At 33.9% G+C, this 20,805-nt stretch carries 21 protein-coding genes; 1 reads left to right on the forward strand and 20 read right to left on the reverse strand.

What is annotated here, in order from left to right; all coding sequences use genetic code 11:
• From HNR33_RS12420 to HNR33_RS12475, 12 genes are all read right to left on the reverse strand, one after another.
• A partial coding sequence (locus tag HNR33_RS12420) for a thiolase family protein (RefSeq protein WP_429083743.1) occupies positions 1-476 on the reverse strand: 476 nt, incomplete at its 3' end.
• A 306-nt stretch (positions 477-782) separates the two neighbouring features.
• The gene (locus tag HNR33_RS12425; RefSeq protein WP_429083744.1) at positions 783-2,534 is read right to left on the reverse strand and encodes a sigma 54-interacting transcriptional regulator; all 1,752 of its coding nucleotides are present in this window, start codon (positions 2,532-2,534) and stop codon (positions 783-785) included.
• Positions 2,535-2,752: 218 nt separating this feature from the next.
• Positions 2,753-3,880 (reverse strand): non-hydrolyzing UDP-N-acetylglucosamine 2-epimerase, encoded by a 1,128-nt coding sequence (gene wecB / locus HNR33_RS12430; protein WP_429083746.1) that lies wholly within the window; start codon positions 3,878-3,880, stop codon positions 2,753-2,755.
• A 15-nt stretch (positions 3,881-3,895) separates the two neighbouring features.
• Complete coding sequence (locus tag HNR33_RS12435) at positions 3,896-4,939, reverse strand: glycosyltransferase family 4 protein (RefSeq protein ID WP_429083748.1); 1,044 nt, start codon at positions 4,937-4,939, stop codon at positions 3,896-3,898.
• Between the two features lie 231 nt (positions 4,940-5,170).
• On the reverse strand, positions 5,171-5,617 hold the full coding sequence (locus tag HNR33_RS12440) for a deoxycytidylate deaminase (protein WP_429083750.1): 447 nt from the start codon (positions 5,615-5,617) through the stop codon (positions 5,171-5,173).
• Positions 5,618-5,754: 137 nt separating this feature from the next.
• Positions 5,755-7,011, reverse strand: a complete 1,257-nt coding sequence (locus HNR33_RS12445; protein ID WP_429083752.1) for an S-layer homology domain-containing protein — start codon at positions 7,009-7,011, stop codon at positions 5,755-5,757.
• Positions 7,012-7,272: 261 nt separating this feature from the next.
• Positions 7,273-8,184: a TDT family transporter gene (locus HNR33_RS12450; protein WP_429083753.1), complete on the reverse strand. Its 912-nt coding sequence runs from the start codon at positions 8,182-8,184 to the stop codon at positions 7,273-7,275.
• 12 nt (positions 8,185-8,196) lie between these two features.
• The gene (locus tag HNR33_RS12455; protein ID WP_429083755.1) at positions 8,197-8,661 is read right to left on the reverse strand and encodes a C-GCAxxG-C-C family (seleno)protein; all 465 of its coding nucleotides are present in this window, start codon (positions 8,659-8,661) and stop codon (positions 8,197-8,199) included.
• A gap of 222 nt (positions 8,662-8,883) precedes the next feature.
• The gene (upp, locus tag HNR33_RS12460; protein WP_429083756.1) at positions 8,884-9,513 is read right to left on the reverse strand and encodes a uracil phosphoribosyltransferase; all 630 of its coding nucleotides are present in this window, start codon (positions 9,511-9,513) and stop codon (positions 8,884-8,886) included.
• A gap of 40 nt (positions 9,514-9,553) precedes the next feature.
• Entirely contained in the window at positions 9,554-10,003 is a 450-nt protein-coding gene (gene rpiB, locus HNR33_RS12465) for a ribose 5-phosphate isomerase B (protein WP_429083757.1), read from the reverse strand.
• 28 nt (positions 10,004-10,031) lie between these two features.
• Positions 10,032-10,493: a low molecular weight protein arginine phosphatase gene (locus HNR33_RS12470; RefSeq protein WP_429083758.1), complete on the reverse strand. Its 462-nt coding sequence runs from the start codon at positions 10,491-10,493 to the stop codon at positions 10,032-10,034.
• 24 nt (positions 10,494-10,517) lie between these two features.
• On the reverse strand, positions 10,518-11,579 hold the full coding sequence (locus HNR33_RS12475; RefSeq protein ID WP_429083759.1) for an L-threonylcarbamoyladenylate synthase: 1,062 nt from the start codon (positions 11,577-11,579) through the stop codon (positions 10,518-10,520).
• 189 nt (positions 11,580-11,768) lie between these two features.
• On the opposite strand from HNR33_RS12475, the gene HNR33_RS12480 reads away from it, so the two are divergent.
• On the forward strand, positions 11,769-12,512 hold the full coding sequence (locus tag HNR33_RS12480) for a ZIP family metal transporter (RefSeq protein WP_429083760.1): 744 nt from the start codon (positions 11,769-11,771) through the stop codon (positions 12,510-12,512).
• Here HNR33_RS12480 and HNR33_RS12485 read toward each other — a convergent pair.
• From HNR33_RS12485 to speB, 8 genes are all read right to left on the reverse strand, one after another.
• The gene (locus HNR33_RS12485) at positions 12,502-13,695 is read right to left on the reverse strand and encodes a cation:proton antiporter (protein WP_429083761.1); all 1,194 of its coding nucleotides are present in this window, start codon (positions 13,693-13,695) and stop codon (positions 12,502-12,504) included. The two genes, HNR33_RS12480 and HNR33_RS12485, sit on opposite strands and share 11 nt — an antisense overlap.
• 114 nt (positions 13,696-13,809) lie before the next feature.
• On the reverse strand, positions 13,810-14,877 hold the full coding sequence (prfA, locus tag HNR33_RS12490; RefSeq protein ID WP_429083763.1) for a peptide chain release factor 1: 1,068 nt from the start codon (positions 14,875-14,877) through the stop codon (positions 13,810-13,812).
• 89 nt (positions 14,878-14,966) lie between these two features.
• Entirely contained in the window at positions 14,967-15,482 is a 516-nt protein-coding gene (locus tag HNR33_RS12495) for a chromate transporter (RefSeq protein WP_429083765.1), read from the reverse strand.
• A complete protein-coding gene (locus HNR33_RS12500) occupies positions 15,476-16,018 on the reverse strand; it encodes a chromate transporter (RefSeq protein ID WP_429083767.1) in 543 nt (180 codons plus the stop codon). Before HNR33_RS12500 ends, HNR33_RS12495 begins: the two co-directional genes overlap by 7 nt.
• A 25-nt stretch (positions 16,019-16,043) precedes the next feature.
• Positions 16,044-16,928: a peptide chain release factor N(5)-glutamine methyltransferase gene (gene prmC, locus HNR33_RS12505; RefSeq protein WP_429083918.1), complete on the reverse strand. Its 885-nt coding sequence runs from the start codon at positions 16,926-16,928 to the stop codon at positions 16,044-16,046.
• Complete coding sequence (locus HNR33_RS12510; protein ID WP_429083768.1) at positions 16,928-17,887, reverse strand: DUF1385 domain-containing protein; 960 nt, start codon at positions 17,885-17,887, stop codon at positions 16,928-16,930. Before HNR33_RS12510 ends, prmC begins: the two co-directional genes overlap by 1 nt.
• A gap of 101 nt (positions 17,888-17,988) precedes the next feature.
• Positions 17,989-19,437 (reverse strand): YjiH family protein, encoded by a 1,449-nt coding sequence (locus HNR33_RS12515; RefSeq protein WP_429083770.1) that lies wholly within the window; start codon positions 19,435-19,437, stop codon positions 17,989-17,991.
• Positions 19,438-19,722: 285 nt separating this feature from the next.
• The gene (gene speB, locus HNR33_RS12520; RefSeq protein ID WP_429083771.1) at positions 19,723-20,682 is read right to left on the reverse strand and encodes an agmatinase; all 960 of its coding nucleotides are present in this window, start codon (positions 20,680-20,682) and stop codon (positions 19,723-19,725) included.
• Between the last annotated feature and the right edge of the window lie 123 nt (positions 20,683-20,805).

Genomic DNA, 20,805 nt, shown 5'->3' on the forward strand with positions numbered 1-20,805 from the left:
ATTCCCATGTGATATTCATTGAATATATCCCATAGTCCATCATGTACCATGTAGTCTATCATTTTGCCATCGCCCATTCTTTGTCCCCATCTTGCGCCTGGCACTAGATATGGTGCGTTACTCATGCTTTCTGTTCCTCCTGCTAGTACTATGTCTGCATCTCCTAGCATTATGAACTGTGCTGCCATGCTTACTGCTCTAAGTCCTGAACCACATACTTTATTGATTGTCATGGCAGGTGTTGTATCTGGTAATCCTGCTCCTATTACAACCTGTCTAGCTGGATTTTGTCCTAACCCTGCTGATAATACGTTACCTATTATTGCTTCGTCTATCATTTCTGGCTCTATACCAGCTCTTTTGATTGCTTCCTTTGCTGCTATAACTCCTAGGTCTATAGCTGATAATGATGCTAAACTTCCTCCAAAACTTCCTACAGGTGTTCTAGCTGCACCTACAATTACTACTTCTCTCATTCTGTATCCTCCTTTTATTTTTTTAGATTTATGTAATTTATTAAAGCAATTATCATGCCAAGCAAACATTTTCATTGTGCATATTGATAAACCTGTTGATTTTACTTGTTTGGCATAAAAAATTGTATTCACTGTGTTTTTATTAATTTTTTGATTTGATAAAAAATATATAGAAATTTTTCTACTATGTCTTTTATCTAATAAAGAATATGCTGTAGAATGTCCATAAATGAACGTTTATAAAGAAAAACAAAGGTGTATAAATTTGTCTACACCAACTTTGTATTGTAGAAAAGTTTATACACCTTATAGTTCTGTGATATCTAGTCCATATGATTCTATTTTTTTATACAATGCAGTTCTGTGTATCCCAAGTTTTTTTGCAGCTAGAGTTCTATTTCCATCGCAATCAGCCAGAGCTTCTTTTATGGCTTTTATTTCTGCTTCTGCAACAATGTCCTTTAGCATCTTCTGCCCATTTATAGTTTTAGTGTTTGTAATTGAATTCTTTATCAGATGTTCAGGTAGATGCTGTGGAAGTATTACCTTTCCATTTGATAGGTTTAATGCTACTTCTATTACATTTCTAAGCTCTCTGACATTTCCAGGCCAGTTGTGTTCCTTAAGTACCTTTATTGTTTCTGGAGATATCTCTTTATATTCCATGTGAAGTTTTTTTATTAAATCATGCAAAAGGTATTCTGACAGTATTGGTATGTCGTCTATCCTATCTCTAAGTGGTGGTATATTCAGCCTGATTACATTCAATCTATAGTATAAATCCTGTCTAAACTTGCCTTTTTTTACAGCATCCTCAAGATATTCATTTGTTGAAGCTATAACTCTTATATCCAAGTCGATACGACTAGTGCCGCCTATTCTTTCAAATTCTCTTTCTTCTAATACTCTTAGAAGTTTTGCTTGCATATCTAAAGGCAAAGTCCCTATCTCGTCTAGAAGAATAGTTCCTCCATTGGCAAGCTCAAATTTACCTGGTTTACCTTCCTTTTTTGCTCCAGTAAATGCACCTTCCTCATATCCAAACAGCTCAGCCTCTAGAAGCTCTCTAGGTATTGCAGCACAGTTTATCCTTACAAAAGCACCATATTTGCGGTAGCTTGCCTTATGGATTGCATGAGCAAAATATTCCTTACCTGTTCCACTTTCACCAATAATCAATACTGTTGAATTACTTTCGGCTGCTCTTTTCGCCACGTCTTTAAGATGTTCCATCTGCTTGTTCTGAGTAATTATATTGTCAAAGGAGTATCTTGCCTCCCTTATCATTTTTATTTCGCCTCTATATCTGTCAAATTTACTTTCTAACACTTCGATTCTTTGCGCTAATGATTTAACCTCTTTTATATCCTTGAAAAGAACTGTGCCTACTGCCCCTATGATTTTCCCATCCTTCATTATAGGTGTACGGCTGGCTATCATATCATGTCCCTGTATTTTTTGAACCTCACATAGCTCCTTTTCTCCAGTTTTGACTACTATATGAAGTCTTGTATTTTCTATAACCTCTTCTACAGGCTTTCCTAATACATCTTCCTCTTTTATACCAAGTAATCTTTCGTAGTTAAACTTTACTATACGTCCATTTTCGTCTACAAGTACTATTCCTTGATAAGCATGATCTAAGATGTCCTTTATCATTTCCATGCTGTCTTTTAACTCTTTAAGCTTGTACTGTGAATCCATTTCATTAGCAATATCTTTAATAACTATTATATTGAAAACACGCTTGTCATCTATAAAATACGGAGTACTTCTAAAATAAATGGGTTTGTCGTTTATAAGTGTTTTTTTCTCTATGGGTTTTATTCCGTCTTTGATACTGTATATAAGTTCTTTATCATTGATTATTTTATCGAAGCCCACATCTAAAAGCTGCACCTTCATTAATCCTAAAATCTTTTCGCAGCTTTTGTTTACAAATAAAATAGTACCTTTAGAATCTGTTATTATTATTCCATCAAATATTGTATCTGCCAATGCTTCTAATAGCTTCGTCTCGTCTATATGAAGTTTTGAGAAAAAGTCTTGTATTTTCATGGACTCACCCTTTTACGGTAATTTTTATTTATACCCTTTTTAATATAATAATTTACATGTATAGCAGCTTTTATAAATGTATTACTTATATTTACATATTCGATAAAAAATTTTTATTTCCCTTCTATGTCGTAAGAAAGTCTTAATCAAAGGATCCTGTATATTATAAAAACATGTAAGTAATACCTACATGCTTTTATAATGTCAAAGGTTCAATTTTAGTTAGATTCTGAAAAGCTTTTTACAATTATATCTACTATTCTTTCTGCTGCTTTTCCGTCACCATATGGATTAACGGCATTTGCCATTTTATTATATTCTTCTCTATTGTTTGTTAATATATCCATCTCTCTGTAGATGTCATCATACTCTATCCCCACAAGCTTAGCTGTTCCTGCTTCTATTCCCTCTGGTCTTTCTGTTTCTTTCCTTACAACTAAAACAGGCTTGCCAAGAGTGGGTGCCTCCTCTTGTATTCCTCCAGAGTCTGTCACTATCATGTAAGACCTGGCTTGAAGGTTTGCAAATGGAAGATAGTCTAATGGCTCTATAACATGAATTCTATCATTATTATTTAGTATTCTATTTGCTATATCTCTAACCTTTGGATTTAAATGTATTGGGAATACAACCTCTACATCATTGTTTTTTTCTACTACATCTCTTATTGCAGTAAATATGTTTTCCATAGGCTGTCCGATATTTTCACTTCTATGTGCTGTTACTAATATAAGCTTTCTATTTTTATAATCAATACTATTTAATAAATCATTTTCAAATTTGTATTCATCTGACACAACTTCAAGTAACGCGTCTATTGCTGTATTTCCTGTGATATATATTTTACTATCATCATATCCTTCGTTTAACAGATTCTGCCTGCTTGTTTCTGTAGGAGCAAAATGGAAATCTGTAATAATTCCCGTTAGCTTTCTATTCGCTTCTTCTGGATATGGAGAATACATGTCATGACTTCTAAGCCCTGCTTCTACGTGTCCAATTTTAACCTTATGATAGAAGCCTGCCAGTGCTCCTGTAAATACCGTAGTTGTATCGCCTTGAACTAAAAGCACATCTGGCTGAAATTCTTTTATTATCGCTTCTAAACCTTCTAATGATCTTGTTGTAATCTGAGTTAATGTTTGCCCTGGTGCAAATATATTCATATCATAGTCTGGAGTTATTCCAAATACATCAAGTACTTGATCCAGCATTTGTCTATGCTGAGCTGTAACACAAATTTTATGGTCTATGTTTTCATTTTGGTTCAGCTTTTTTACTATTGGTGCCATTTTAACTGCCTCAGGCCTTGTCCCAAACACGGTCAGTACTTTAATTTTTTTCATAAATCACAGTCCCCTTTATCTTTTACTCCTTTGTTTTCTCTTAATATCAATAACACCAAGTCTTGCAGCACCTAATATTACAAGTGAGAAAACTACCCCTAATATTATTACTCCATGGTCTGATCTTACATCTGCTAATAATACTGCTACTGTTCCTAATGCTGCACTTACCATATATAGTACCATAACTGTTTGCTTTTGACTTAGACCTTTTGCTAGTAATCTATGATGAACATGCCCTTTGTCTGCTTCCATTATAGGTCTTTTGTTTATTAATCTTCTGCATATTGCAAAGGTAGTATCAAATATAGGAAGTCCTAATACAAGTACTGGAACTACTATCGCTATGGTAGCAAAGCTCTTCATTACACCTTCTATTGCTATAGCTGATAGCATAAATCCTAAGAATAATGCTCCTGTATCTCCCATAAATATTTTAGCTGGGTTAAAGTTGTGAGGTAAGAATCCAAACGCTGAGCCTGCAACGATTGCAGCCATTATCATTACTTGAACATATCCAAATCCTGACGCAACGAAAAATAGTGACACAGCAGCTATTGCAGCCACTCCTGCTGATAGTCCATCTAGTCCATCAATTAAGTTCAATGTGTTTGTTATCCCTACTACCCAGAAAATAGTTATTGGTACTGAGAAGCCTTTTAAGTATAGTAAGCCATCTCCTTTATCAAAAGGATTAGTTATAAACTCAATCTTTACATCACCCATTATTAATACAAAAGCTGCTAATATTTGTAGTACGAGCTTTAGTTTAGCGGGCATCGGCTTTACGTCGTCAATTATTCCTGTTATTACGATTATCGTTCCGCCTATCATTATTGCTGCTGTAGCCTTATCAAAAGGTAGGAACATAACCATCGCAATCATTGAAGCTATATATATGGCTAAGCCACCGAGTCTAGGAATCGGTACTTTGTGTACTCTTCTGTCATCTTTTGGTACATCGATTGCACCAATTTTTTTGGCTATTATTTTAGCTACAGGTGTGAATAGATAAGCTAAAATAAGTGGAATGAAAAAAGCCAAATAATAATTAGTCATTTATAAACACTCCTTCTTTTGTTCCGCTTTACGGAAATCTTCTAGAAGCACATTGTAAACAAGCATACCCTCTCATATTGATTTTACTCTAAATACTATATTAAGTCAATCTTGAGAATAAAACAGTATGCATTCATATGTATCAAATACTGAATTTTCCAATTGTTGCTTACTATATTAAATGTTTATTGCAGAAGTAAGAGAGTACTATTCTTAACTTGCCCTAACTTCCTATTTGTTATGAAATTTAACTAGCTCAATACCTGCTTCAATTAGTAGTTGTTTAGAAAGCTCGTCTGGATATCCACTTCCAAATACCACTCTTTCTATACCCGCATTGATTATCATCTTGGCACAAAGTACACACGGCTGATCAGTAACATATATTGTACCGCCCTTTATGCTCACTCCTGAATTTGCTGCATGAACTATTGCATTTTGTTCTGCATGCAGTCCTCTACAAAGCTCATGTCTTTGTCCTGATGGGATATTCATCTTTTCTCTCAAGCACCCAACTTCTTCACAATGTTTCAGTCCCGTTGGTGCTCCATTATATCCTGTTGAAAGTATTCTTTTATCTTTTACTATTAAAGCTCCAACCTGTCTTCTACTACAAGTTGATCTTTTCTTTACTACATTTACTATTTCCATAAAGTATTCATCCCATGACGGTCTCACACATTCATCTCCTTTGTGATTACTAAAATAATTATATAAAGTTTATCATAAAACCTATCATAAAAAAAGTTACAAACAGGTAAAAAAAGCTTCCAAGTAAAAAACCTCTAGTCATAATCAAACTAGAGGTTAATTCATTAATGTTTTAAATTATTTATTAATAGTTTTCCTGTTAACTTGTGCTCAAAGAATAGTGCATTATACGATATGTAACTCATACCTCTTCTTGTTAGCTGTGGCGAAACTACTGAATTATATTGAACTGCATCATTTGCATATAGTCCAACCTTTAACGCTTTTGCACTTGCGCTGTTCCATTTAAATTCACCTGAGCTATCATCATAGCCTAGTGCTCTCAATACTAGTGTAGTAAATTGCTGTTCTGTCATATTGTCCTTTGATCCATATTTATCATTTGATATACCGTTTACTAAGCCTTTATAGTGTAAATAATTGATTGTTGGTTCTGCCCACTTTGGTACATCATTAAATCCAGTACTATATTCTGGATTACTTATTTTAAATTCTTTTATTTCATCTTCTAAGCCTAATAGTCGTGCATACATTGCTGCTCCTTCAATACGAGTTAATTGTTTATCTAGCTCTAAGCCTTTCTCTGTACCTTGTAGAATACCTATCGCTTGAAGGGCTTTACCATGGAAATCTTTATTAGTTACATCTAATTTAATACTTGCTTCTAATTCTTGTCGATTTGAAAATAATTCAGATACACTAGATACAGAATCATTAAATACCTCTTGTCCTGTATAAAACTCTACAAATACAGATTTATCTTTCGTTCCAGAAATTGCATCATATAAATCCCAAACGTATTTTCCATCTTCTGTTATGTAGTCCGCATTATGATTTTTTACCTCATATTCGGTTTCAAAAATAAATTCAGTCCTTCCTCCTAATTCTTTAAATAGTTCCTTTGTAAATAAATCCTCCATATTTCCTGAATCTGCTTCACTAGCAGTTGCTTTTTCATCAACCTTAAAATTTACATCAACTCTACAAACTCCCTCCCCTAAGTCTGTTATTATAATGAATTCATCATTCTCCATTTCATTATAAAGCACTTTCATATCATCAAATTTAAAATCTACACTTTTACCTTTATATAGTGCATCGTTTTTTGTGTATTCTAGGTCTTTTTGAATAACCTCTACACCTTCAGTCTTTGCTACATCTCCTATATCCATTAACTCTTCCACTGGATTTTCTTCTGCCCCTATATATTCTCCTAATAGTTCTTCATCATAAGCAAAAAGTAGATTCATATTTCCTGTATTATCTTTATTTATCTTCATTCCCATCTCAAATTCCATACAACCAGTAAACAGTACCGCCGTTAAGCTAATTAATAATAAAAATATAATCTTCTTTTTCATAGTTATTTTTGCCCCCTTATTATAGTATTGATCCTACTTATTGCCTAGTTTTTGTAGACAACTTTTTTTGTCATCTTACATTTTTATACTTTATGGCATATTTTATCATCATAGAGATTTATATGCAATAAATTTACTTAAAAATGTCGTTAAATGTAGAAAAATAATATATTATTGTATACTATGTAAAATCAAAATAAAGAGGATAGCAACTAAAAATCTAGCTGTTATCCTCGTTATTTTATAAACATACAATTTTGTCTAGTCTGTAAAAAGAAACTGAGTATATCTTACTAGAACATATATTACAACTGAAACTGCTAATAATTCTTCTATTTTTACTATATATTTTAGATGTGTAACTTTACCAGCATTAACCAGAAATCCGTTAGTCAATTTGATTGCAATGGCACTTATTACTAACGGGAAAGTAAAAGCTGAATAGCTGGGATAAAATTTTAGCTTAAGAAGCTTTGGAAAATATAACAACACACAAGCTAGCATAAGCAACGACAATGCAGTCAAGAATGAGAGTATTGCCATGCTTTTCTGTTGAAATGAATTAATATATCCTGCCAAACAAAGACTTGCCGGCGCTGCAAAAATAACAAGTGTAGGCAATGCAGGTTCTGGTATAGCTCTAACAGCAAAAACTCTATACAACACTATTGGCAGTAAAACTAGATATGACACAAATCCAAACCAAAATATATACTGCCCAAGACTAAGCATGTTGAAAGCAGGAGCTGTTACGCTTGCAACTACAATCCCTACGTATACAACAAAGTAGCTAGGAAAGACTTTCTTTATATCAAATTTGAATATATATCTTTTGGTAAAAACAATTATGAATATGCAATGTAAGACAATTGCTACTATCCACATATAAAATGATAATGATGGTAAATAAGGCTTTAAATATGTGGCAAGCAGCATCATTCCCATTGAAAAAGTAGGCATTACGCTTGCAACAACAGGGCTATTTAATCCATCTGATACAGATTTTGGATTGGTAATAGCTTTCATTATAAGCAATATAAATAGTATTGCTGAAATACTTCCAAATATATTTCTATAGACACTTCCATATGACAGAACCAGATTGCCTTTAGCTGCTAAAGCAAGCATTAGCCCAGCTATAGGTATAGGTAGCTTTTTTATCACTTTCGTCATATTTTTTCTCCACTACTCGTCAATATTTACTAGATTTAGTTCTCTAACTATTATTTCTGCAGCTTTTTGAGCTATCTCTCCAGTAAAAGATATGCATTGCTCTTTATGTTCTCCTGAGCCCATATCCATTCCTCTAGTTAAAACTTTACAGCATAGCACTTTATGATTATTGGCAAAGCTTTCTTGAAGCTCATTAGCCAGCTTAAGAGTATTTTGAACCTTAGGATCTCCACCTTTAGTTCTACCGAAGAAATACCCTAAAGCCATTACTCCACCAGAAACTGCTCCACATACACACTTAGATTTACCTATTCCTATAGGGAACCCTGAAGCCATGGCTATCATCTCGTCTGGCATATCAATCCCAAAGTTTTCTTTTATTGAACATACAATAGCTTCTGAGCAGAAAAAATCACCTTTTCTATATAATTGTTCAGCATCATCTTTGACTTTTTTTATACTTATTTCTTTTTTCATATTCGAAACCCTCCTTTAGCAAATTTATTAATATTGTATTATACAGCTTGTACATAATACAATATTAAAAAAGTACCAATAGGATATTTCTATCATCAAGCGAAATTGTATAGATGAAAACTATACATCAGATATGGTAGTCCCCGTATGACAAAAGCAAAACGGTTCTCGCTTACCTTTTGAGGCAAATAAGAACCGTCTTTATTTACGTGATTGAAGAATCTATTTTGTTCCGAACAATCTATCGCCAGCGTCTCCTAGACCTGGTACTATATATGCATGATCGTTTAATTTTTCATCTACTGCTGCTACGTATATGTCTACATCTGGATGTGCTTCTTGAACTGCTTTTATTCCTTCTGGCGCCGCTATTAAGCACATAAGCTTTATGGTTGTTGCACCTTTATTTTTTAAGAATGTAATAGCAGCCTTTGCTGAACCTCCTGTAGCTAGCATTGGATCAAGCACTATTAGCTCTCTTTCTTCAACATCTGTTGGAAGCTTGCAGTAGTATTCTACTGGTTGTAACGTTTCTGGATCTCTATATAGTCCAACGTGACCTACTTTTGCTGCTGGTAAAAGATTAAGCATTCCTTCTACCATTCCTAACCCTGCTCTTAATATTGGTACTATACCTAATTTTTTGCCTGAAATAACTTCTGATTTTGTTTTCATAATAGGTGTTTCTATTTCTATTTCTTCAAGCTGAAGCTCTCTTGTTACTTCATAGGCCATAAGCATTGCAACTTCCTTTACTAGCTCTCTAAATTCTTTTGACCCTGTGTTTTTGTCTCTGATAAATGTTAACTTATGCTTTATTAGTGGATGATCCATAACTGTTACTTTACTCATTTTATCTCCCCTTATTATTTATTTTTCAATCTGTATAGTATCATATAACATACATATTTTCTATGTCTGTTATTTTGTTCACTCTTCTTTCATGTCTTCCGCCTTGAAATTCTGTTTTAAGCCATGTATCAACTATTTCTAGTGCAAGATCTCTTCCTATTACTCTTGCCCCTAGTGCTAAGACATTTGCGTTATTATGTTCTCTTGACATTCTAGCAGAATAACAGTCACTACACAATGCACATCTTATTCCAGGGACTTTATTCGCCGATATTGATATTCCTATACCAGTACCGCAGCATACTATTCCTCTTTCGCATTCGCCTTTTTTTACTACATCTGCCACCTTTTGGCCAAACTCTGGGTAGTCTACTGACTCTGTAGAGTTCGTTCCACAATCTACATATTCTATGCCTTTTTCTTCAAGGTATTTTTTTATATGTTCTTTTAGTTCATATCCACCATGGTCACTACCTAGTGCTATTTTCATGCTCATCCCTCCTGAATATTTTTTCAATTTATTTCATTTTTTCTATAACCTTTGTAAGTGCTTCTCTTATTTCATCAAGGCATTGCTCATATCGTTCTACTGGCATTCCATAAGGATCTGCAATATCCAGTGATGATGTATTTCCGCCGTAAGCATATTCTTTTAATGTAAAAGTTTTACTGACTGCATCTGGTACCATATTTAGCAATGCATATTTATGATTCACAGTCATTGTTAAAATCAAATCTGCTTTATCAACTAGTTTTTTGGTTAGTTGTGATGAGCTGTGCTTATTTAAATCTATGCTATATTTTTGCATAGCAGTAATAGCTTGCTTCGATGCATTCTGGCCTGGCAACGCAAACACGCCTGCTGAACTGACTTTTATATCTTTTAGTATATCTATATTTTTTATCATGTCTTTAAAAAGCCACTCTGCCATGCTACTGCGGCAAGTGTTTCCAGTACAGACGAAAAGAACAGTTTTCATCACAAGTTCCTCCTTTAAGTAGTGTTAAGTAGTGTATAATATATCTCCTCCAGCTGCTTTTTTCATCCTATTCATGACAGCTTTACCGATTCCGGCTTCATCAATTCCTTCCGCTAATATTATGTCTACTCCGAGCTTGTCAAACTCTCTTAGAGTACTAAAAAGATTTGCTGCTATTGTTTCAGGCTTTTCTCTATCTCCTACTATCAATACTTCTGTATTATTATATTTATGATGCGTTTGTTTTGTTGCCATTATGCCAACTTTCATTTTATCTTTTTCATATTGTTTAATCAGTTCATTTATGCTGTAACAGATATCTTCTACCTTACCTTGTATTATTTTCATCTTTGCTTTAGGAGAGTAATGTCTATATTTCTGTCCAGGCGATTTTGGTATTATATCTTGATTAAGACTTTCAAGAGCAGGGTCATATTCAACCTTTGGAAAAATATCCAACAGCTGTTCAAGCGTTATTCCACCCGGTCTTAATATTACAGGTATCTCTGAGGAAACGTCAAGAACTGTGGATTCAAGTCCAACTCCTGTACTTCCTCCATCTATTATTATATCTATTTTACCAAAGAGATCTTCTATTACATGAGATGATTCTGTTGGGCTTGGTTTACCAGAAATGTTTGCGCTGGGAGCTGCAATCGGTAGAGCTGAATGTTTTATGAGCTGTAAAGCTATATTATGATTTGGCATTCTTATAGCAACTGTTGATAATCCGCCTGTAATCTTGTCAGTCACTTTATTACTTTTATTGAATATAAGTGTTAATGGACCTGGCCAAAACCTCTTCATCAATGGGAACGCTTTTTCAGGTATGTTTTCTACTAGTTCATCTAACTGACTTATTTCGCTTATATGTACTATAAGTGGATTATCCTGCGGTCTTCCTTTTGCTTCAAATATTTTATCTATAGCCTGTTCATCTAATGCATTCGCGCCTAATCCATAAACTGTTTCTGTGGGAAATGCAACAATACCGCCTTGTTTTATCATTTCAGCGGCCTGCTGTATTTTATCTATTTCAGGATTATTAGAATCTATTTTTAATATTTTTGTATCTTTTGTTTCCATATTTTCCCCTTCTTTTCATTAAATCGCAATATGAATATAAATATTATCTGCAACAAACTATCAAAATATATATTATATGAATAATAGTGAGTGGTCAAGGATTAGATCATGAAAACCAAAAAATTAGTTATTCAAAAGACAGTGCCAGAATAAACATAGACTATAATGGTATAAACAAGGGGTGTTAGAATGTCTGATGTTTTTTTTGCTACTGTAATTGGTTCTATGGTGGGAATATTCGGAACTGGTCTAGGAGGATTAATTGCTTTATCTATTGTAAAGCCTAATACAAGACTTATAGGCATGATTTTGGGAGTTACAAGTGGCCTTATGCTTGCTGTTGTAGCCTTCGATCTGTTGCCTGAAGCTTATGAAATAAGCGGATTATGGGTTGAAATACTAGGAATAATATTAGGGATATTGATGATTTTTCTTATAGAAGACTTCATCCCTTCTCCAAAAAATGCTAGATATGCGAAAAACATAAATAATGGTTTTTTTAAAACAGGTGCTTTACTTGGGATAGGAATAGCTATGCATAATCTCCCTGAGGGATTAGCTATAGGATCGGGCTTTATGCTAACTCCTGAAATGGGAATAACAATGACATTAGTAATTGCATTACACAATCTTCCTGAAGGTGTAGCAATGGCAACACCACTTAGAATAAGTGGTTCCCCTAAGCTTAAGGTAGTTATGCTCACTCTTCTAGCTGGTCTTCCAACTGGCCTGGGAGCTTTGATTGGCTCTTTATTAGGTAGTGTTTCTAACTTTTTTATTGGTCTATGTTTAGCTTTTGCAGGCGGAACTATGCTCTATATTACTTGTGGTGAGCTTATTCCAAATGCAAAAGCCCTTCACAAAGGAAGGGCTTCAACTATAGGCTTAGTTATCGGTTTTATAATTGGGATCATTGTTTCAGCTAAGCTTTAGCTTCTTTAGCAAGTTTAAAGTTCTTCTGTTCTCCTTTGCTGAACATAATCTTAAGTAGCGGTGGTGTAATAATCGTAGATACTAGTACCATAAGAATTATGGATGTGAATATATCATTTCCTATAACCCCTAGCTTAAGTCCAAGATTTGTCACTATTAATGCAACCTCTGATCTAGGGATCATTCCAATTCCAACTTGTACTGATTCTATGCCTTTGAAACCAGAAAGCTTAGCTCCTAATCCGCATCCAACTACTTTACCTATTATTGCGGCTAGTATAATCACTATACTTAACCCTATAGCTGTACCAGCATTATGTAACTGCACACTTAATCCTATGTTAATAAAAAATATTGGTGTAAATATTGAATATGCAATCTTTTGTATTTCATGGGATACTTTGTTTCTATGTGGAGTAGTTGAGAAAACCACACCAGTAAAATATGCTCCTATTATTGCGGCTACTCCCATTTCTTCTGCAATAAATGCCATTAAAAAACAAAATATAAGTGCTGATGAAAGAATTCTATTATGTTTATTAAATATATGTGCATATTTCGTAAGTATCTTTGAAAAAGCTATTCCAACACCTGCTGCAATGATAAAAAATATTAAAATCTTACCAATTACTAATAATAATCCATTACCTTCAGATGGATTTGCAATACCTACCACTAGTGTGAGTAATATAATTCCAACAACATCGTCCATTATTGCAGCTCCAAGTATTCCTATCCCTTGTTTTGTTCTTAGTTTTTGTAAATCTCTAAGTGCTTCGACTGTTATGCTTACACTCGTTGCAGTCAAAATGACTCCAACAAACAATCCTTCAGTAAGATTTGCCTGTGGCTTCATAAGCAATATTGCTAATACCCCCAAGCCTAATGGAAGCATTACTCCTCCTAATGCAATCAATGTAGAAGATTTGCTTGAAGCCTTCAAATCATCTATATCAGTTTCAAGACCTGCTATAAACATAAGTAATATTACTCCAACCTCAGCTAAATGGCTAATTATCTCTGTCGATTTAACTAGACTTAAAATAGAAGGGCCAAGTATTAGACCTGCTATAATCTGCCCCAAAACTGCAGGCTGCTTCAGCTTGTGACTTAGATATCCTCCCATGTTAGCAAATAAAAGGATAATAGCAATATCTAATAAAAAAACAAAATCTCCCTTCACTTAAATCATCTCCCCTTTTTTATGTTTACCCCTATCGTCCGCAAACGTTTTCAAAGCGTTTACAATAAAATCATTAAAAGTTTAAAGAATGCTTTAAAGCATTCTTTAAACCACTTATTCAACCTGCTTAAGTTTTTCAGCCTGGTCACTTGTTATAAGTGCATCAAGCATTTCAGTAATATCTCCATCTAAAAATGCATCAAGCTTATATACTGTTACATTTATTCTATGATCTGTTATTCTTCCTTGTGGGAAATTATATGTCCTTATTTTAGCACTTCTATCACCTGAGCCAACTTGACTTTTTCTCTCTTGTGCTATTTCAGCATTTTGTTCTTCAATAAGCTTATCATATAGTCTAGCTTTAAGAATCTTAAAGGCTTTTTCTTTATTCTTAAGCTGTGATTTTTCGTCCTGACATGCAACAACCATTCCTGTAGGTATATGTGTAAGTCTAACCGCAGAGTCAGTTGTATTAACGCTCTGTCCTCCATTACCTGATGAACGATACACGTCTACACGTACGTCATTAGGATTGATATCAATATCTATATCATCTGCTTCTGGTAGAACTGCAACTGTTGCTGTAGATGTGTGGATTCTTCCACTTGATTCAGTAGCAGGCACCCTTTGAACTCTATGAACCCCACTTTCATACTTAAGCCTGCTGTAAGCGCCCTTACCTTTTATCAGGAATATAACTTCTTTGAACCCACCGATTCCTTGATCGTTAGAACTCATCATTTCAATCTTCCAGCGCTGTCTCTCTGCATATCTTGTATACATTCTAAATAAGTCCCCTGCGAATATACCTGCCTCATCTCCACCAGCACCTGCACGAATCTCAACTATAACATTCTTTTCATCATTAGGATCTTTTGGTACTAAAAGCATTTTTAGCTCTTCTAAGAGTACTTCACTTTTTTCAGTTAACTCTACAACCTCAAGCTTAACCATCTCTTTAAACTCTTCATCTAGTTTTTCCTTAAGCATTTCTTTTGCGCTTTCTAGCTGCTCAGCTGCTTCATTATATTCTCTAAACTTTACAACTATAGGTTCTATTTCTGCATGTTCTTTAACATATTTCTGCCATTCTGATATATTATTTATTATATTTGGGTCACTTATCTTTTCGCTTAGTTCATTGTATTTTTGCTCTATGAATTTTAATTTATCTAACATTTTTTTCACCTCGATTACTGAATTGTCCGACTTTATATTATAACATATTTTCTATTTTTTTGTAATACATTGAAAGTTAAATTTTTGTATTAATACAATATTACTCCCATCACTCCTGCTATAACAATAGCTACAATAGGATGGAGTTTTTTGAAAGATAACAAATAAAATAATGACACTGCAATAAATGTACTTCTCAAATCTACTATGGTTCCCTTGGCTACAGATATACCAGCAGATGCTATGAGTCCTAATACAACTGGCCTGATACCTTTAAATGCCCACTGAACATTTTGGGACTCTTTAAACTTGTTAAAGAAGTGCGCTATTGTAAGTATTATTATGAATGAAGGCATGACGACTGCTGTTGTCGCAGATAAAGAACCCCATATGCCACCAAGTCTATACCCTATGAATGTAGCACTGTTTAGGGCTATAGGTCCTGGAGTCATCTGTGCTATTGCAAGTATGTCAACAAACTCACTTGCAGTTAACCAATGATGCACTTCTATAACTTCCTCTTGAATAAATGGAAGCATAGCATAACCGCCGCCAAAGCTAAATGCACCTATCTTGAAAAAGGAAATAAAAAGTTTTATTAGCATTCTTTTCTCTCCTTTACTTTAAAATATACTACTGCTCCTAGTCCACCTGACAGTATCACTATTATAGGACTGACATTAAATAGTACTATAACCATAAGAGATAATAGAGAGATAAGTAATGTATATTTATTTAGCTTTGAAGTCTTAGCCAACTTGTATACCGATGAAAAAATAAGTGCTACTACTGCTGGTCTGATGCCAGAGAACACTTGGTCTATTATTTCATTATTTCTATATTGATAAAGAAATTTAACTATTAGCAATATAGAAATAAACGAAGGTAGTACTACTCCTAATGTACAAACTATGGAACCTATTACTCCACTCAGCTTATATCCAATAAATATAGAGCTATTTACTGCTACTGGTCCTGGTGATGATTGAGCTATTGCTATAGTATCAATAAACTCTTCATTGCTTAGCCATTTTTTCTTATCTACTACCTCTGCTTGAATAAGTGGCAGCATAGCATAACCTCCACCAAGCGTAAATGCACCTATTTTGAAGAAGGCTATAAAAGCATTTAGTAATTTCATTATTCAGTCCCCCCCCCTGTATATCCTAATGACGGTATCCAGTTACTACTCTATCATGTCCTGAAAGGTCCTTTTTTATCTCTATTCTCTTAAAATATCCACTATTATTCAAAAGCTGTTTTACTTCGATTCCTTGATTATACCCTATTTCAAAGGCTACCACACCTTTTTCAGATAAATACGGTATACTTTCAGATACTATTCTTCGGTAATAATCAAGTCCATCATCCCCTCCATCAAGGGCAAGTCTTGGTTCGTATTCTGCTACTTCTGTTTGAAGCGTACCTATTTCTTTAGAAGAAATATATGGAGGATTTGAGACTATTATATCAATCATACCATAAAGCGATAAAAAATCTAGGGGTTCTAGCAGATCCCCTTTTAAAAGCTCAACTCTAGATTCAAGCTTTAATCTTTTACGATTTATGTCTGTGACTTCAAGTGCAGAGTCACTTATATCTATGGAATAAACATGTGCATTATCTAAATAATGAGCTAGACTAAGTGTTATTGCTCCACTCCCAGCCCCTATATCCACAATATTAATAGTTTTCTTTTCACCAAAATAACCACTTTTAACTACATTAATTATATGCTCAACCAAAGTTTCTGTATCTGGCCGTGGTATCAACACCCCTTCTTTCACAAAAAAGTCTAACCCCATAAATTCTTGTGTTCCTAAAATGTATTGTAGTGGATACCCCTGACTTCGTTTTTTAATTAATTTTAAAAACTTATCCACAGCTTCAGCATCTATCTGCTCATCCTTATGTGTATAAATATATATTTTATCAACATTCAGTGTATAACATAATAGAAGCTGAGCATCAAGAAGGGGATTGTTATAATCCCCTTTTTCTAACATATCTATGCTTTTTTGAAGCAGTTTAGCAATTGTAAGCTTCTCCATTACCAACGATCTGCCTCCTTATCCTCAACTAAAACTCCCTTTAATGCTTCTATTGCCACTTCTATTTGGTTTCCATCTGGCTCTCTTGTCGTAGCTAGCTTCTGAATCATCAAGCCTGGATATGAAAGAAAATATGCTAATTTACTATCACTTTTACCTATTAGTTTATTTATTTCATATGATATACCAGCTATTACAGGAAGCATTACTATTCTTATTATAAATCTTTGTAATGGACTTGGCCATCCAAAGAAAGAAAATACTAAAATACTTATTATCATAACCATAAATAAAAAGCTTGTTCCACATCTAGGATGAAGTATTGGATATTTCTTTACGTTTTCAACTGTAAGCTCTTCTTCATGCTCATAACAATGAATGGTCTTGTGCTCTGCTCCATGATATTGGAACACTCTCTGAATATCTTTCATCTTAGATATTGCAATGACATATATCAAGAATAGCATTATTCTGACTACACCTTCGACAAGATTTAGCAATATGGGAATTGCTATCTTTGTCTTCAAAAAATTTGTTAAAAATGATGGCCCTAGCATGAATACGAATACTGCTATAAGGAGTGATAAAAATACTGAAAAGTATATAGCAATATCTTCAGCCTTATCTCCAAACACCTTGTCAAAAAACTTATCAAGCTTTCCAGGCTCTGTCTCCTCTTCTTCTTCATAAAATTGTGCTGAATACATAAGTGACTGAACTCCTATCACCATTGCTTCTATTAATCCAACTACACCTCTGATAAATGGCCATTTTAAGAATCTATATTTTGTTGATAATGTATTTATTGCTTCCTTCTTAACCTCAATATCATTATCTGGCTTTCTTACTGCTATTGCAATGTCTTTCGGCCCCTTCATCATTACACCCTCTATTAAGGCCTGACCACCAATGCTCGTTATATGCTTTGGTTTCCTTTCGATACCCTTTATTTCTGACAAATTTACCACTCCTGAATAAAGAAATTTTTACATTTTATATTATATCATACTATACAAATATTGAATATAACTAGAAAAAAGAGTCAGGAGATCCTGACTCTTTAGAAAAGTATATGCATAAATAACGCTACAATAGGTATTGCTAATAGTGTTCTTTCAAAAAAACAAATGACTAATTCTTTAAATTTTACTGGCAGCTTTGTTGCTAGCATAACAACTATTGTTTCTGATAAAAAGATTATTTGTACCATAGACACTGTAGTGACAAAATATCTAGCGCCAATATCTAACAACTCTACTTTATCAGCTATTAAAAGAACTGGAAGAAACATTTCAGCTATTCCTATAGGAATACTAGCAGCTATTTCAGGCGCATTAGGTATAGCGAATAATTTTAACAAAGGAATAAACAAATAACCTATCCACTCAAAGAATGGAGTATATTCTGCTATTATTAGTCCCAGTATGCCAGCAGCAGATAATAATGACAATACCTTTGGAAATACAACGTATCCATCTATCAAACTTGATTTTACTTCTTTGAAAATGCTTTCTGCAGTATAAGCTTTTTTAATTGCTCGATTAATACCTTTCTTAAAATTACCCATCCCAAAGGTTGCTTTCTTTGAAACTTCTTGTTGGTCCTGAATTCTACCATCAGCATAAATATCAGGTTTTCTTGATAAAGGTGGTATTCTGACCATTATGCCTGTAATTAAGAATGCAATAAAGAAAGAAGTGAAGTAAACTGGAATAAAATAGTCTTCTAATCCTGCTGTTTTGATGACAAGATATGCGAAACCGACACTTACAGCACTAAAGCTTGTAGCAATAACTACTGCTTCTCTTTTAGTGTATACTTTAGCTTTATACAGTCTGCTTGTCACTAGTACTGCCATTGAAGATGAGCTAACAAATGAAGTCATGGCATCAACTGCACTTGCTCCAGGCACCTTAAATACAGGTCTCATGAATGGTTCAAGTACTGCTCCAAATAAATCAATTACTCCATAGTTTAATAAGAAAGGTATAAAGAAGGCTCCTACAGGAATAATCCACGCAACTCCCATAACTATAGATGGAACCACCGTTCCTCCAGTGGCAGGCCCAACAATTACTTCTGTTGCATTAAATCCTTCAATAGTTGCGTTCAACGAATATACTGTCATGAATACTGCTCCAAGTAGATAAAAAAATGGATGTAGTATTGAATCTCCTGCATAGTATTCTTCAATTTTGGATTCTCCTTTTACTATAAACTTTCCATAAAAGCTTAAAATTGCATTTATTATTATGACTAAGGTAACCATCCAAAGTCCAAAATTCCCCAAGGCGTCTATAAAGAAATTATAAATCGTACTAAAAAGAACATCTGATTTCCCATTAATATTTAATGGAATAAAAAATACCAATACTGCAATCCCTGTGAATACAATAAATTTAAGTAGTCCTATTATGTAGCTTTTTCTATCTAGTTCTATTGAGTCAAGTTTCTTATTTTCACTTATGTCTATTCCATCTTCTTTAAGCTTTACTACATTGTCACCCATATGGTTTCCTCCTATCATATTGTCGTGATAGCGTTTTCCCAATTATGCTACAAACCTTATTAGTAAATTGCATAGTGCATTTATGTCTATAGATATCTAAATTTAAATATATATTTGAATACGAATAAAACAGATAAAGAAACGTTTGCATTAGTGCTCTATTTTATTCATATTCAATTTCAAATTTTAATGCTGATTATCTTACATCTATAGCTATCTAAAAAGTTATCAAAAACATAAATCATTTAAAGTTTGTTGCATAATAGAATCTGCCTGACCCTTGTGCTATTTCTTGTTTTTCTTTTTCAATGCAAGCATTGATATGAATTCAAAAGCAATGTTTGCAGCCATATAAGCTGTTATTTCTCCGTGGTCATATGCAGGAAGTACCTCTACAATGTCAAATCCAACAAAGTTCACTTCTTTAGTTTCTCTAATAAGAGATAAAGCTTCATAAGAAGTAAATCCTCCTACTTCGGGGGTTCCTGTTCCAGGCGCATATGCCGGATCTACAAAGTCGATATCAACAGTAAAGAAGGTTGGCCTATCCCCCACTCTTTCTCTGATTATTCTTCCAACTTCTCGAATTCCTAGTTCTCTAACCTTATATGCTGGCAGTAGTTTAAATCCTAATTCTGCCGATTTTTTAAATTCATCTGGGTCATATAATGAACCTCTCATGCCCACTTGTATAGAATGATTAGGATCTATAATTCCTTCTTCTACTGCTCTTCTAAATGGTGTACCGTGATTATATTTTTCTCCAAAAACTAAATCATTAATATCAGCATGTGAATCAAAATGAATTAGTGATACAGGTCCGTGTTTTTTTGCAACCGCTCTAAGCTCTGCCAATGTAATAGAATGATCTCCACCCAAACTAATCGGAATTACATCTGCATCAACTATTGGAATTAGTTCATTTTCAATATTTTCATAGGTAGGTAGTATATATCCTGGTATTGCGCTTATGTCTCCATAGTCTGCTCCAGTTAACTCTTCTAAAACATTTACCTCAAGCATAACATTATTTGGCTTTATCATTGCAGAAATATTTCTTATTGCATTAGGACCAAATCTAGCACCTGTTCTGAATGAGCTAGCAGTATCGAATGGTATACCGACAATAGCAAAATCTAAATCATCTAACGTCTGTAGTTTTGGCAGTCTCATAAAAGTTCCCATATTGCAAAATCTTGGAGAATTTAAAGCACTAGCAGGTTGGTTATTTTGTTTTGTTGTCATTGTACTCCCTCCATTATTGTTTTTATTTATTAATGTATTAGAGCAATAATCATGCCAAGTTATACAACCTGCCAAAGTCAGTAGTTAACCAGTCTTTAATTTATAGGAATAAATCTCCAATAA

The organism is Brassicibacter mesophilus, assembly GCF_050433385.1.
In the GTDB taxonomy this organism is placed as follows: Bacteria; Bacillota; Clostridia; order Tissierellales; family Proteiniboraceae; genus Brassicibacter; species Brassicibacter mesophilus.